This window comes from Clostridium pabulibutyricum (assembly GCF_058242705.1).
In genome coordinates this window covers 65,102-80,162 of record NZ_JBZAYZ010000009.1, presented here as the reverse complement: position 1 = coordinate 80,162, position 15,061 = coordinate 65,102, and the positions used below count along the sequence as shown (strand labels likewise).

Here is a 15,061-nt window from a genome sequence, read left to right as displayed (position 1 = left end):
GTATTGTTCTTGGCATATAGGTATAGTGATAAGAAGTATCTTACAAAATATGATTTGTGTGTCGAACTTTTCAAAGACTTTAATTTAAAAGCGTATGATGTAGTTCCATTGAGAAATGTGTATATGGTTTCTACAGATAAGGGCGATAAAATTTTGAAGAAAGTTGAGTATACCATAGAGGAATTGAATTATATATATGATGTTGTAAAATATATAAAGAATAGGTTTAAAAAAGTAGTTAATTTTGTAAAAAACAAAGATGGAAATATATATACCATTTGGAACGGGGATATGTATTGCATTATGGATGTAGTATGTGGAAATGAATGCAATTTTAATAATCCAATAGACCTTACAATAGCATCAAGGACCCTTGGAGAGCTTCATGCAGCATCGGAAGGCTTCAAAACAGATTTGAGAAACAAATATGCAAATGGAAAAATTATTGATATATTCAAGAGAAGAATTGGAGAAATGGAATTCTTCAAAAAGATTGCAGCAATTCATCAGAATAAAAATGAATTTGATGAGATATTTATAAGAAATGCAGATTATTATACCGAGGAGATAAAAAAAAGCATAAGTCTGCTTGAAGAAGCCGGTTACTACAAACTGTGCAGTGAAGATGACAAGGTGGTTGTATGTCATAACGACCTTGCACACCACAATATATTGATATCCAGCGGCGAAGCGTATTTCATAGATTTTGACTATGCTGTAATTGATATAAAAGTCAGAGATTTATGTAATTTTATAAATAAAGTTGTAAAGAATTTTGCTTTTGATATAAAGAAAGCTGAATTGATAATAAAAAATTATTGTAGAACAAATTCTCTCAGCAACAGGGAAATGCAAATTTTAAATGCCATGCTTAACTTTCCCTATGATTTTTATACTATATCCAGAGATTATTATACAAGACGCAAGGAATGGGATGAAAGTGTATTTTTATATAGGATGAAGAAAAAATCTTCTTACAAAGAAGACAGAGAGGAATTTTTAAATGACTTCTATCATATTGTATTCAAATAAAAGTAGTTTTTGTATATAAAAAAGTTTGCAGGTATATGCAAACTTTTTTTAAAATTTAATTTTCATTTAGTATTTTTCCATATATATTTAATGTTTGTTCGGCGGTTTTTTTCCAGCTGAACTGAGAAGATCTCGATATTCCGGATTTCACAAGTCTGGAATAAAGTTGTTCGTCGGACAGTATATTGAACATGGCAGAACACAATTCATCGTGATTATCAGGATCTATCAATAAAGCAGCATCCCCAACCACCTCCGGGATTGATGTTCTGTTTGAAGTTATAACGGGTATTCCACAGGCCATTGCTTCTATTGTAGGCAGGCCGAAACCTTCATAGAATGAAGGATAAACAAACAGTTTTGATGCATTATATATATAAGGAAGGTGTTTTATTGATATAAACCCGGGAAAGATGACTTTATCCTGGATACCAAGCTTTTCTGCACATTTCCTGTATAAACTATAGGATTTTCCCTTGTTTCCTGCGATAACAAGGCTTATAGGTTTTTGGTACAACGAAACAAGCTTACTGAAGCTTTTAATTGTTCCTATTATATTTTTCCTTGGACTGAAACCACCTACATACAGTATAAAGTCGCCATCTATAGAATAGTATTTTTTAGCTATATAGCGGCTTATATATTTGTCCAGGGGTTTGTATATATCTTCACTTGCAAGGGGTGTCACATATATTTTGTCTTTTGGAAAATCAAAGGCCTTTATTATATCTGATTTTGAAAAATTGGATACTGTGATTATTCCATCACATTTTGGTATTACTTTAGGAATATATTCCGAAAATAGTTTCAAGTATCGTTCACTTACGGTTTCAGGCATCCTGTATGGTATGACGTCATGAAGAGTTATAACAAATTTGCAATTTTTTATAGAAGACAGCCCAACTCCATTTTGGGGAATGTGATAAAGTTGTACTTGTTCATTTCTTAATATATTCGGGGTATTTACTTCATCCCAAAAATTATCCTTTTTATTATCCTCGATATCGTTGATCTTGAAATTTTTTTTTATTTTCATCTCAGTTCTGCAGTCCTCAGGCATGAATACAGTGTAGTTGTTTATTCTGTCTATTTTGTTCAAACAATTTATTAGTTGATAGGTGTAAGTGCCTATGCCAGTACCCCTATACCATTTTGCAGCACGTCCATCAATTCCTATTCTCATAATAAAATTCCCCATAAAATTAGTATGTTTTATTATATTAAAAGACTATTAAAAGTGTTAACGTTCTTCTAAATTAATATGGGTCCTCATATAAATATATAGAGGTGATTAAACATGATGCGAGAATTTGAAATAGAGAGGCAGTTTGGTATTAAAATTGAGACAATGAAACCTAATAGGGGTGTATATTTTTTAAAAACGGACAAGGGACTCAAGTGTTTAAAGAAAATAAATTATGGAACGCAAAAACTCTTGTTTGTATATGGAGCAAAGGAGCATCTCATAAAAAATGGATTTCCAAGGGTGGATAAGTATTCCGTTAATATAAACGGTAACCCCTATGCACTTGTTAATGAGGATATATATACTTTATCTGAATGGATTCCCGGTAGAGAATGTGATTTCAAGGATGATGTTGACATAAAAAATGCAGCAAAATGTCTTGCAAATCTACATCAATGTTCCAAAGGGTATATACCACCTGAAAACAGCAAATTGAAAACTGATCTTGGAAGATGGCATCACTTGATGGAGAAGAGAGTCAGATCTCTTGATAAAATGAGGGATATGGGAAGAAGAAAGAGCAGTAAGGGAAGATTTGATGTAAATTATATAAAGGAGGTAGAGTTCTACAAAGATTTTGGAAAACGGGCTCTGAACATTCTCAAAAATTCAAAGTACAATGAATTGTGCGCAATTACGGAGGAAGAGATGAGCTTCTGCCACCATGACTACACATATCACAATATCATAATAGATGATGACAATAATGTGAATGTAATAGATTTTGATTACTGCAAGAGAGAAATAAGGGCATATGACATATCGACTTTTATGATCAAGGTTTTAAAGAGGGTTAATTGGGATATTGAATATGCCAAGCTTATAATAGACTCTTATAATGAAGTGAATGAGCTTAGAGAGGAAGAGTATACTGTATTGTTTGCGTTCTTGCTGTTTCCTCAGAGATTTTGGAGACTTGCCAACAGATATTACTACAATGAAGTAAACTGGCCTGTCAATACATTTAACAACAAGATTGAGCAGATCATACATGAAAAGGAAAAGTATGTGGAATTTATTGATAAGTTCAAAGATATTTATAATCTAAAAGAAGTATGATGATTTGTTTTATGTTTCTAAAGGTCCTTTTGGCTGATTTTTAAGTGGCTGAAGGGACTTTTAATTTTCAAAATAATGCACCTAAATTTGTATTTTTCATATTATATTTATTATGACTACTGTGCGGAGATGAATATATGAAAATAGGTGACATGGTTGTTAGAAAGTCATATGGAAAAGATATAACCTTTAAGATAATAGGGATTGACTGTAATGGAGATAAAACGATTTATACATTGAAGGGTACAAATCTTAGAATAATAGCTGATGCCAAAGAAGATGACCTTGAAATGGTCTCGGAAAATTCCATGACCGATAATGAAAAAATATTTACAAGACAAGTTGACAATTCAATAAGAAATATTTTAATGAATAGGAATGGATTTAGAGGATATAGAGGAGAAGAATGCCGGCTTTTAAGATTTACACCAAGTAATTCCAAAAATGAACTCGCTTTTGGAAGACCAGGAAAAATACTGCATGTAGATGGTGATTCAGAGTATCTTGAAGTCTGTCTTAAGGTGTATAAACAGCTTATGCTTGAAGTAGTTGGAAAAAATATACCAGAAAAGGAACAACCCTCAAAGGTTCTTGAACTTGTAAAGAATATAAGGCCTGATATTGTAGTTATTACAGGGCATGATTCTATTGCAAAAGACAGTGGTAACTATACGGATTTGAATAATTACAAGAACTCGAAATATTTTGTGGAAACAGTGTCTGAACTTAGAAATTATGAACCGAATTATGATGATCTTGTTATATTTGCAGGTGCATGCCAATCTTGTTATGAAAGGATTCTTGACTCTGGTGCAAACTTTGCAAGTTCTCCGAGCAGGGTGCTTATTCACTGTCTTGATCCTGTATTTTTGTGTGAAAAAATAGCCTATACCAATATAGACAAGGTTGTTTCAATTCAAGAAGCCCTTGAAAATACAATAACGAGAACAAATGGAATAGGCGGCCTTCAAACCAGAGGAAAGTATAGAGAAGGGTTTCCGAAGTCACCTTATGTATAAATTTATTTAGAATGTAAATAATATTGTATATATAAGTCATTAGACGAAAACTTGATTATTAATGAGTTAAATCATTATATCCTGTTCTTGTTTACAAAAAATTAATATTGACAAAAGTATTTATTAAATGTACAATAATATGTCTTGCTTGACATTATACCCGCGAGGGTATATAATATAAGGGTAGAGAGAAGGTGTTTAGTATGGTAAAACCAAATATTTTGGTTTCTATAAGGAAAGATATTGAAGGTCATGTAGGCGATAAGGTTACTCTAAAGGCCAATGGAGGCAGAAGAAAAGTATTTGTTAATGAAGGAGTAATAGAGAAAGCCTACCCTAGTATATTTGTAATCAGACTAGAAAACGACACCCAGAGAAAAGTCACATATAGCTATTCAGATGTTTTAACTAAAACAGTTCAATTAGTATTTTCAGCATAATATATTATATTTATTCCATCTATACACTGTAAAATAGGATAATAGCTTGGAAACATAAAGACACCAAGCAGTTTTTATTTATACCCCATCTATTTGATGGGGTAATTTTCACATCTTAATTATACTTTAAAGCTTATCTTAATTCAAATATATTTATAATAATTTTATATTTATTTTGTCATATTTTATATGTTTCCTATATATAAATAAGTAGTAGATTCTATGAGGAGGATAAGTCTATGAGTATAGATTTGGTTAAGGAAAATATAGAATGTGAACAACTCTTGGATGAAAATTTTTGTGACACTATAGTAAAGGCTGAATATGTAATACCTGATACACATCCCGATGTTTCCAGTATATTAGTTCTCAATGCATCTCCGGTTATAACCAACCAGGAAGTTATGCAGGATAAGGTATTTATAGAAGGGAAAATTGAGTTTAACGTACTTTATCTTACAGAGGAAGAAGAAAAGAAAACAGTATATAGTGTAAACTATACTGGTGATTTTTCGAATTATGTGGAGATACCAGGTGCAGAACATACAATGAGTTGTGATTCAAGCTGTTATATTGAACATATGGATTGTATGGTGGTAAATGAGAGAAAAGTACAAATAGAAGGTATAGTGAAGTTGAAAGCTGAAGTCTATAAAAATTATAACTTTGAAGTTGTAAAGGATATGGAAGGTCAGGAGAACATACAAATGCTCAAAAATCCAGCTACTTTAGATAAGATAATGGGTAAGGTTTCCGGAAATCTTATAGCAAAAACCGAAATTCAAATTCCTTCTGAGAAGCTTCAGATAGGAGATATATTGAAAATAGATACCTTGATTCATAAAAAAGATGTCAATGTTTTAGATGATAAAATTCAAGTTTCTGCATCCGTGCTCATAAAACTGATGTATAGAGGAAAAGACACTGGAGAAATAGTTATGGTCGAAGATGATGTACCTGTTGAAAAAGAGATTGAGTTAAAAGGGGTAATGCCTTCAATGGACAGTTTTACCGACTTTATTATGGATGGACTGGAATACAATGTGCGTGAAGATGACCTTGGAGAAGATAGGATAGTTGAGATTGAAGCACTTGTAAAATCAAATACCAAAGTTATGTACAAGGAGGATATGGATATAATTGAAGATGCATACTCGCCAAACTCGCTCATGAAAATAGATAAAAAAGACTATGAACTTAATGTAATTCATGGACAAAATACAGTTGAAAATATGGTGAAGTCAAATATAGAGCTTGGTGATAATGAGAGACTTCAGAATATATATATGTGTAATGGAGATGTTTGCATTACTGACAAGAAAATAGTTGAGGACAAGGTAATTGTTGAAGGCGTGGTTAATGTAAAGGCGCTTTACAGCAATTCTGACGGAGATATAAAAAAGGCGAATGAAGAAATACCATTCACATGTCCTGTAGATGTGCCGGGAAGTAAAATTGACATGCAGTGTGTGGCAAAGGTATCAGTGGACAGCATAAATGCTGAAATAGAAGTAAATACTATAGCAGTAAAAGCTATATTGGAAGTTTATGCTAGAGTCAATTATGTAACTCACAAGGAGTTTTTGGTAAATGTAGATAATCTGGATGGAAAAATGCCTGATAAAAAGGCAAGCTTGACCATATATGTAGTTCAAAATGGCGATACGCTGTGGAAAATTGCTAAGAGATATTTCAGTACCATAGAAAATCTGGTAAAGTTAAATGACATAGAAGACGCTGACAATATAAAAATAGGCGACAAACTTCTAATACCAGGCAGAGCCATAATTTAAACGGTTATTCAAAGTAAATTTGACTTATTGAACTTCAGTGATTTGTGGGCTGAAGCTTTTTTTTGCTCGATTATTTATTTTCCTAAGATTTATTGTATGTATAATTTCCATTAATGTGGTGAAAATAACATATATAAATAAGAAAGGATGCGTCACTTTGGAAGAAAAATTGGAAGGAAACTTGATAATAATAGGAGGAGCTGAAGACAAACAAGGTGATAGAAATATATTAAAAGAAGTTTGCGGAAAGCTTGACAAGGAAAAAGATACATTGGTAATTGCCACAATAGCATCCCAGGTGCCAGATGAAATGGGACGGCAATATAAGACGATATTCAATGACCTTGGAATAAAAAACATAGAAATACTGGATATAGAGAATAGAAGGAATGCCTATAGGCAGGAAAACATAGATAAAGTGAAAGATGCCTCGCTTGTTTTTTTTACAGGAGGGGATCAACTCAGAATAACAAGCCTTATAGGGGGAACACCCTTATGTGCAAAAATCAAGGAGCTGTATGAGAATAAATGTACTTTTGTTGGTACATCTGCAGGAGCTTCGGTAATGAGCGATACCATGATAGTTACAGGACCGGAGGAGGAATCTCCAAGGAAGTGTACATTAAAGATGGCCCCGGGACTTGGACTTATAAAAGGCGTTATAATAGACCAGCATTTTGATCAAAGAGGCAGGATTGGCAGGCTGATGGTGGGAATTGCCGAGAATCCGGAAACACTTGGCATCGGAATAGACGAGGATACGGCTATAGTTGTGGATGACAAGGGAGAATTCAAGGTTATAGGTTCAGGGGCAGTGTATGTAATTGACGGGTCCGGCATAAGCTCCAGCAATGTGTCAGAACAGTACCCTGATGAGGTATTGTCAATTTTTGATGTGAAATTGCATGTACTTAAAAGCGGTGACAGCTTCAATATATTAAACAGGATGCCGCATAGTAATTAGGAGGATTCAATTGATATGAAAATAGATGATATTAAAGTTTTTGAAGGAAGAAACATTTATTCCCACAAAAGGTGTATTAAAATGTGTGTAGATCTGGAGGGATATAGTGAAATTCCTACTAAGGATATAGAAAACTTTAATGACAGATTAATAAGGACCATACCGCAGCTTAATGAACACAGATGTGGGATAGATGAAGAACACGGATTTAGAAAAAGACTCTTTGAAGGTACATATCTTGCACATGTATGCGAACATATGATAATTGCCATTCAAAATATGCTTGGAATTGATGTAGCCTATGGAAAATCCAGGGAGATATCAGGCCAAAAATATTATATAGTATTTCAATACATATATAAAAATACTGGAATACAGGCTGGGAAAATTGCAGTGGATATTGTAAATGCATTAGTAAGTCAGTCAAGTTATGATTTTACCGGAGCTATGAATACATTGACAAACTTGTTTAGGTACGAGGAAGTGGGGCCTAGTACGGCATCTATAATACAGGAAGCTAAGAAAAGAGGCATTCCGGTTACAAGAATCGGGGATAATAGTGTATTTCAACTCGGATATGGTAAATACGGTAAAATCATGGAGGCTACAATATCCTCAAATACAAGGGCGGTGTCTGTGGATATTGCATGCGACAAGCTGCTTACAAAGGAGATATTGAAAAATCAATGTCTTCCGGTAGCACCAGGCGACTTGGTAAGGGATGAAGATGATCTTGTATATAAAGCGGAGGATATAGGCTATCCTGTGGTATTGAAACCGAGAAGGGGAAATCAGGGCAGAGGTGTATTTGTTGGCTTGAATGATAGACAACATGTTATAGATGCATACAGGAAGATTTGCGGAGAATTTAGTGATATAGTAATAGAAAAAAACGTAGACGGAAAAGATTACAGAATTTGTGTTGTGGGAGGAAAGGTCACAGCTGTCTCTCAGAGGATTCCACCCTATGTTTTAGGTGATGGAAAAAGGACTGTAAGAAAACTTATAGAGAATATTAATAAAGATATATTGAGAGGATATGGGCATGAAAAACCGCTGACAAAAATAAAAGTGGATAATCAGCTTTTATCATATATAAAAAATCAGGGTTACGATTTGGAAAGTATACTTGAAAAAGGAAAAAAACTGATTTTAAGAGAAAATGCAAATCTCTCTACAGGAGGAAAGGCTGTTGACTGCACCGATGAAATATGCAGGGAGAATATAGATATATGCGAGAGAGCTTCAAAAGCCATAGGCCTTGATATATGTGGTATAGATTTGTGCTGCCTTGATATATCAAAGCCTATGGATAAAAACGGAGCTATAATTGAAGTGAATGCTGCACCAGGGATAAGGATGCATCATTATCCAAGCAAAGGGAAGGCAAGAAATGTGTCAAAGGCAATAGTGGATGAAATGTTCAAAGACAAACAATTTACAATACCTATTGTTTCAATTACAGGAACCAATGGTAAAACAACAACTACAAGACTTATAGCGCATATACTTGCACAGACAGGATGCAAGGTTGGCATGACGACAACCGGCGGAATTTATGTAGACGGAAAATGTATATATACTGGTGATACTACAGGATACTATAGTGCAAAAGCGGTGCTGAACAATCGGGAGGTAGAGGCGGCTGTTCTCGAGACAGCAAGAGGTGGAATAATAAAAAAAGGTCTGGCATATGATGCAGCTGATGTAGGCGTTATAACAAATATTACAGAGGATCATCTTGGAATAGACGGGGTAAATACCATGGAGGACCTTGCTTTTGTAAAGTCACTGGTGGGAGAAGCTGTCAGGAAAAACGGCTATGTTGTAATGAACGCCGATGATCTTGTTAGTATAAGTATAATAAATAGAATTAAAAGCAATATAATAATGTTTTCAAAGGACAAATACAACACTATACTCAGAAACAACATAAATAAAGGAGGTTATGGTATATATATTTATAACAATGTTATCTATGTTGAAAAAGAAAATAGTGTAATGCCGGTTATAAAGGTAAATGACATAAAGATATCCCTTGAAGGAAAATTGGTCTATAATTTGGAAAATGCCATGGCTGCCTGTGGAGCTGCCATAGGATTGAATGTAAGTTTCATGGACATTTCCAATGGGCTCAAATCATTTTATGGAGATGAAGCTTTCAATCCGGGAAGATTTAATATGTACGACATACATGGGGGAAAAGTAATTCTTGATTACGGTCATAATATTGAAGGGTATAAATCAGTGATTAAAGGTATTAAGAATATTAAGCATAAAAGACTTGTTGGAATAATAGGAGTACCAGGAGACAGAATGGATAGAAGTGTTGAGGAGATAGGAAGAATAGCAGGTGAGAGCTTTGATTATATATATATCAAGGAAGATAAAGACAGAAGGGGAAGAAAACTTGGCGACATAGCTTCAATATTAAGGAGAGGTGTGCTGAAAAGTGCATTCAATATAAAAAAACTTAGAACGATATTGGATGAAGAAAAGGCATTGGAAGATGCAATAGACAATATTCGCCCAGGCGATATAGTAATAGTGTTTTTTGAGAGACTTAGCCCTCTTCAAAAGATTATTGCAAAGAAAATAAAGCAAGAAAGGTCAAATAAGGCTCAAAATTCTGAAGTTACAGTATAAAATGTTTTTATCATATCCTCGGAATAAAGGGTGAAATCTAGAGTTTTAGTCGAATTTGTAGTAAAATATACAATTATGATATTAAATTTTAAATATACAAATTGGGAATATCTAGATAAACCTTTGATTTGGAGGATAATATGTTGGTCAAAGCTTATGCTAAAGTAAATTTATCACTGGATGTTATTAGAGAAAGAGATGACGGATATCATATTTTATGGACTATAATGCAAACTGTAGATTTATATGATATTGTGTCGGTAAATAAGATTGAAAAAGGAATAAAACTTAGCTGCAATAAAAACTATGTGCCGCTTGACAAACGAAATATTGCCTATAAAGCGGCAGAATTGTTTATGAATACATATGGTATAAAAAGTGGTGTTGAGATAGATATAAATAAAAACATTCCTGTGTCGGCAGGACTTGCAGGTGGGAGTACTGATGCAGCAGCAGTACTGAAGATTATGAGAGATATGTACAGACCGGATGTTAAAAATAATGAACTTGAAAAACTAGCTTTGACGGTAGGTGCTGATGTAGTTTATTGTATTACCGGGGGAACTGCACTTTGTGAAGGAATCGGTGAAAAAGTAACTAAAATAAAATCCTTCAAGGATCATATTCTAGTTCTTGTCAAGCCATCCTTTGGAATATCTTCAAAGGATGCCTATAAATCTCTTGACATGAAAAAGATTAGAAAACACCTGGACTACAAGTTGATTTTAGATGCAGTGGAGAATAATGATTTAAGAACTGTTGGAGAAAACATGAGGAATGTTCTGGAAAATGTTGTGTTAAAAAAACATGCTATACTTAAGCAGATAAAAAAAGAGGCTGTATATTCAGGTGCCGTTGGTGCACTTATGAGTGGGAGTGGCCCTACTGTATTTGCTATTTTTGATGATATGCTGAAGGCACAGTCGTATTATGATAGGGTAAAGCGTAAGTATGTAGAAGTATTTATAACGAGAACAATTTAATTAAGTTAAGGACATTGCCGAAATCGGGTTTAACTAGATTTCGGCAATGTCTTTTTTAGTTTTGGCAATATGAATAATTAAACATCAGGTGGCAAAAGATAAATTTGTAGAATAAACTCGATTTTAAAGGAAGTGACTATTTTGAAAGAAGTTTTGCAAAATTATGTGTCGCCTGATATCAATGAAAATATGAAATATATCAAGGAACTTTTTAAGGATAATTCCGACATTGTATTCAGAGACTTTTATATGGAAGATATAAAAGCTGCAATGGTTTATATAGACGGTATGGCAGATAAGGATCTACTCAGTGATTTCATGAGGGGGGTCATGACACGGAAGCAGTTTAGAGACGGTATAAAAACAGAAAACGGCATAGAAGAAAAAGTGATAACAATTTCTGATGTAAAAAAAGAGAGTGATCTTGAAAAAGGAATAAATGCTGTTATGTCCGGCGATACTATAATGTTTGTAGACGGCATGAAAGCTTTTTACATAATAGCCACAAGACTTTGGCCTGCAAGAGGTATTTCAGAGCCATCGGCAGAAACCGTCATAAGAGGAGCAAGGGATGGATTTACAGAAACAATTAGATTTAATACAGCTCTTGTAAGGAGGAGAATTAGGGACACCAGACTTAAAATAGTATCAAATACAATAGGTACGAGATCCAAAAGTGATCTTGCGCTTGTCTATATCGAAGATATAGTAAACAGGAAAGCATTGGAGGAGCTTCAAAAAAGACTTGAGGATATAGATATAGACGCCATATTGGACAGTGGTTATATAGAGCAGCTTATAGAAGATGATAAATGGTCGATATTTCCACAAGTACAGAGTACGGAAAGGCCGGATGTGGTTGCAGCGGCAGTATATGAAGGACGAATTGCAATTCTTGTGGACAATTCGCCTTTTGCAATAATAGTACCGACAACACTTCCAAATTTGTTTCAATCACCAGATGATTATTATCAAAGATGGATATATTCTTCAGTAGTAAGAATAATAAGATTTATAGCAATTATAGCTTCTGTAATAATGCCAGCTTTGTATGTTGCAGTCACGTCTTTTCACACAGGAATAATACCTACAAAGCTTGCTTATTTTATTGCTGCATCCCGTGAAGGGGTTCCTTTTCCTGCGTTTATAGAAGCAATAATTATGGAGGTTAGTTTCTGGCTTTTGCTTGAAGCTACGGCAAGATTGCCCAAGGCTATAGGAACAACTACAGGCATAGTTGGAGGACTTATAATAGGGCAGGCGGCAGTTCAGGCTGGAATTGTGAGCCCGATTATGATAATCATAGTTTCAATTACTGCAATAACAAGTTTTACAGCGCCAAATTATGAAATTACATCAGCATTTAGGATCATTAGATTTTTGCTTATAATTGCAGCTGCCATAGTGGGGTTTTATGGAATAATGATAGGGCTTATAGTAATGCTTATACATCTTGTAAAGCTTAGAAGCTTTGGAATACCGTATCTTTCACCGATGGTTAATGAAAACCTTGATGATTTTAAAGATATGTACATAAGAATGCCGATAGGATTTTTTAAAAACAGACCAAAATATATGAAAACACAGGATAAAGTAAGACAGAGATAGTACGGGAGGGTGTAGAACATGGATAGTAAAAATTTCATTACTGATTTTGGCCTGTTCAGCACAATTGTAGTTGCAATTGTTGGAGTTGGAATATTTTCATATCCACAGGAAATAGAGACGATTGTGGGCACTGATTCATGGATGGTGACTATTTTTGCAGGAATTGTAATATATTTTCTGCTGTATGCTGCATATTATGCCATAAAGATAAATGGATTTGAAAGACTCTATATAATACTCAAGAATAATTTTGGATGGATTTTTGGAACGGTTTTTGCTTTCGCTTTTATTGCATACAACATTGTTTCAATATCTTCAAGTATTAGAATATTTGCGGAAGTTGTCAAGATGTATCTTCTTGAGAAAACACCAACGGAATTTATATTCATTATTATAATACTGACTGGAATTTACCTTATAACAGGGGGACTCGAAAATGTAGTAAAATTCAACCAAACGGCTTTTTGGCTGATGTTTGTTCCTGTTGGTGTAATACTTGTTCTTACACTCGGTAAAGCTGATTTTAGTAATATGCTTCCTGTTTTTACAAGCAAGCCATACGAATACCTTAAAGCATTGAAGACAAGTGTTTACAGCTTTTCGGGCATAGAGATAGTATATATAATAATGCCTTATTTGAAAAACAGGAAATCAGCGGCGAGAATATCATTCAAAAGTATTTTATTTGTCACGTTGTTTTATACTGCAGTGGTTGCAGTGGCACTGTCTATTTTCTCTAAAAACGAAACAGGGCAGCTGCTTTGGCCGGCTATTACCATGACTAAATCCATAAGTGCAAGCAGTATATTCATACAGAGATGGGAAGGACTTGTCATGGCTATGTGGATTCTATTCTGTTTCACAAATTTTGCAAATATATATTACTTTTCTTCTGATTTGTTAAAAGATATTTTTAAATTCAAAACTCTAAAACTGCCTTCTGTAATTATGGGAATCTTAATTTATGTAACAGCACTTTATCCCAAGAATATAGCGGCTTTATACGACATGACGAGAAAGTACATTTCAATATTTTTTCTAATAACCATAATACTAGTTCCATTTCTTATAATATTTTTTTCAGTGTGTAAAAACAGAAAAGGACTAAAGAAAATACTACCATTGTTTTTAATTTGTGTGTTGTTTACCGGGTGCTGGGATAAGACTGAAATAGAAAATAAACAGCTCATTTCAGTAATAGGCATTGATGCTGGAGAAGATGCAGTGAAAGATTCAAAGGGCTTTAATGGTGCAAAACAAAGTCTGAAAAATATTCACCTTACCTTTGGAATGCCTGATCTCAGCCAGGTGGGGCCGGATAAAGGTGCACAGGCAAGTGACAAGTATATAGAAGCAGACGGATTTTCTTTTCAAGATGCAGTTTCAAATGCCAGACTTAAAAGCAGCAGATCTATAAAATTCAGCCATACGGATTTACTTGTATTAAGCGAAAAATTGGTAAAATATCCTGATTTGTTTAAAGAAACACTGGACTATCTTCACAGAGAACCATCTTTAAATAGAAATATGTATGTTGTCCTTTCAAAAGGAGATACGTCAAAATATATAAAACTTAAGACAGACATCGAAAAAAATATGGAGACCTATGTAATAGGACTTATTCAAAATGATTATAGAAACAGTAGGGTTATACCGGTAACTTTAAATGATTTTATGGTGGAAATGAGTGAGAATGGAAATAGTCTTTTGCCTGTAATCGATACGAACAAAGATACAAAAGATATAGAAGTTCAAGGTTCCGCAGTAATTAAAAATTTTATTTTGACAGGCGAACTAAATCCAACTCAGACTTCAGATATAGAATTACTCAAAGGAAAGCTGAAAGGCAGCAACAAGGTAATTTATGTTGGCGGTCATCCTCTGGATATAAATATAGATGATGTGAGTAGGAAAGTTAAGGTTCACGAGACAGGTGGAAAGTTGAAATTTGATGTAAAGTTAAAGATAGAATCTCAGATAAAGGACTACTATCTTGGTAAAAAGTTGTTTTCTGTTGATGAACTCAATTATATACAAAATGTTTTTAATGACTCTATAAAAAAAGATTGCTACAAAACCATGTACATAACCCAGAATAAATATAAAGCTGACCTTGTGGGATTCAGGGAATATGTACAAAAATATCATCCTGTATTGTGGAAAAAAATAAAAAATAACTGGGATGAAAAATATAAAAACGCTGTAATTGATTTAAATATAGATACTCAGATAAGAAGAATAGGAGTATCAAAATAATATTTTTATATAAAG

11 protein-coding genes are annotated in these 15,061 nt (G+C 33.8%); 10 read left to right on the top strand and 1 reads right to left on the bottom strand.

The features are described 5' to 3' along the window. Positions 1-9: 9 nt before the first annotated feature. Entirely contained in the window at positions 10-1,032 is a 1,023-nt protein-coding gene (locus tag AC4CVH_RS10790) for a CotS family spore coat protein (RefSeq protein WP_490787766.1), read from the top strand. A 55-nt stretch (positions 1,033-1,087) separates the two neighbouring features. Here the strand turns inward: AC4CVH_RS10790 and AC4CVH_RS10785 are convergent, their stop codons facing one another. Further along, complete coding sequence (locus tag AC4CVH_RS10785; RefSeq protein ID WP_490787765.1) at positions 1,088-2,215, bottom strand: glycosyltransferase family 4 protein; 1,128 nt, start codon at positions 2,213-2,215, stop codon at positions 1,088-1,090. Between the two features lie 114 nt (positions 2,216-2,329). Between AC4CVH_RS10785 and AC4CVH_RS10780 the strand changes: the two genes are divergently transcribed. The 9 genes from AC4CVH_RS10780 to AC4CVH_RS10740 all read left to right on the top strand — a co-directional run bounded on the left by AC4CVH_RS10780 (position 2,330) and on the right by AC4CVH_RS10740 (position 15,046). Then, on the top strand, positions 2,330-3,337 hold the full coding sequence (locus tag AC4CVH_RS10780) for a CotS family spore coat protein (RefSeq protein ID WP_490787764.1): 1,008 nt from the start codon (positions 2,330-2,332) through the stop codon (positions 3,335-3,337). A gap of 137 nt (positions 3,338-3,474) precedes the next feature. Beyond that, entirely contained in the window at positions 3,475-4,356 is an 882-nt protein-coding gene (gene yabG / locus AC4CVH_RS10775) for a sporulation peptidase YabG (protein WP_490787763.1), read from the top strand. Between the two features lie 203 nt (positions 4,357-4,559). Further along, a complete protein-coding gene (locus AC4CVH_RS10770) occupies positions 4,560-4,796 on the top strand; it encodes a Veg family protein (protein ID WP_490787762.1) in 237 nt (78 codons plus the stop codon). Between the two features lie 239 nt (positions 4,797-5,035). Further along, on the top strand, positions 5,036-6,589 hold the full coding sequence (locus AC4CVH_RS10765; RefSeq protein ID WP_490787761.1) for a DUF3794 and LysM peptidoglycan-binding domain-containing protein: 1,554 nt from the start codon (positions 5,036-5,038) through the stop codon (positions 6,587-6,589). Positions 6,590-6,746: 157 nt separating this feature from the next. Beyond that, positions 6,747-7,553 (top strand): cyanophycinase, encoded by an 807-nt coding sequence (locus AC4CVH_RS10760; RefSeq protein WP_490787760.1) that lies wholly within the window; start codon positions 6,747-6,749, stop codon positions 7,551-7,553. Between the two features lie 15 nt (positions 7,554-7,568). Then, positions 7,569-10,199, top strand: a complete 2,631-nt coding sequence (gene cphA / locus AC4CVH_RS10755; protein WP_490787759.1) for a cyanophycin synthetase — start codon at positions 7,569-7,571, stop codon at positions 10,197-10,199. A 140-nt stretch (positions 10,200-10,339) separates the two neighbouring features. Continuing rightward, positions 10,340-11,182 (top strand): 4-(cytidine 5'-diphospho)-2-C-methyl-D-erythritol kinase, encoded by an 843-nt coding sequence (gene ispE / locus AC4CVH_RS10750; RefSeq protein ID WP_490787758.1) that lies wholly within the window; start codon positions 10,340-10,342, stop codon positions 11,180-11,182. 141 nt (positions 11,183-11,323) lie between these two features. After that, positions 11,324-12,790, top strand: coding sequence for a spore germination protein (locus AC4CVH_RS10745; RefSeq protein WP_490787757.1), 1,467 nt, complete (start codon positions 11,324-11,326; stop codon positions 12,788-12,790). An 18-nt stretch (positions 12,791-12,808) separates the two neighbouring features. Continuing rightward, entirely contained in the window at positions 12,809-15,046 is a 2,238-nt protein-coding gene (locus tag AC4CVH_RS10740; protein WP_490787756.1) for a Ger(x)C family spore germination protein, read from the top strand. Positions 15,047-15,061: the final 15 nt, after the last annotated feature.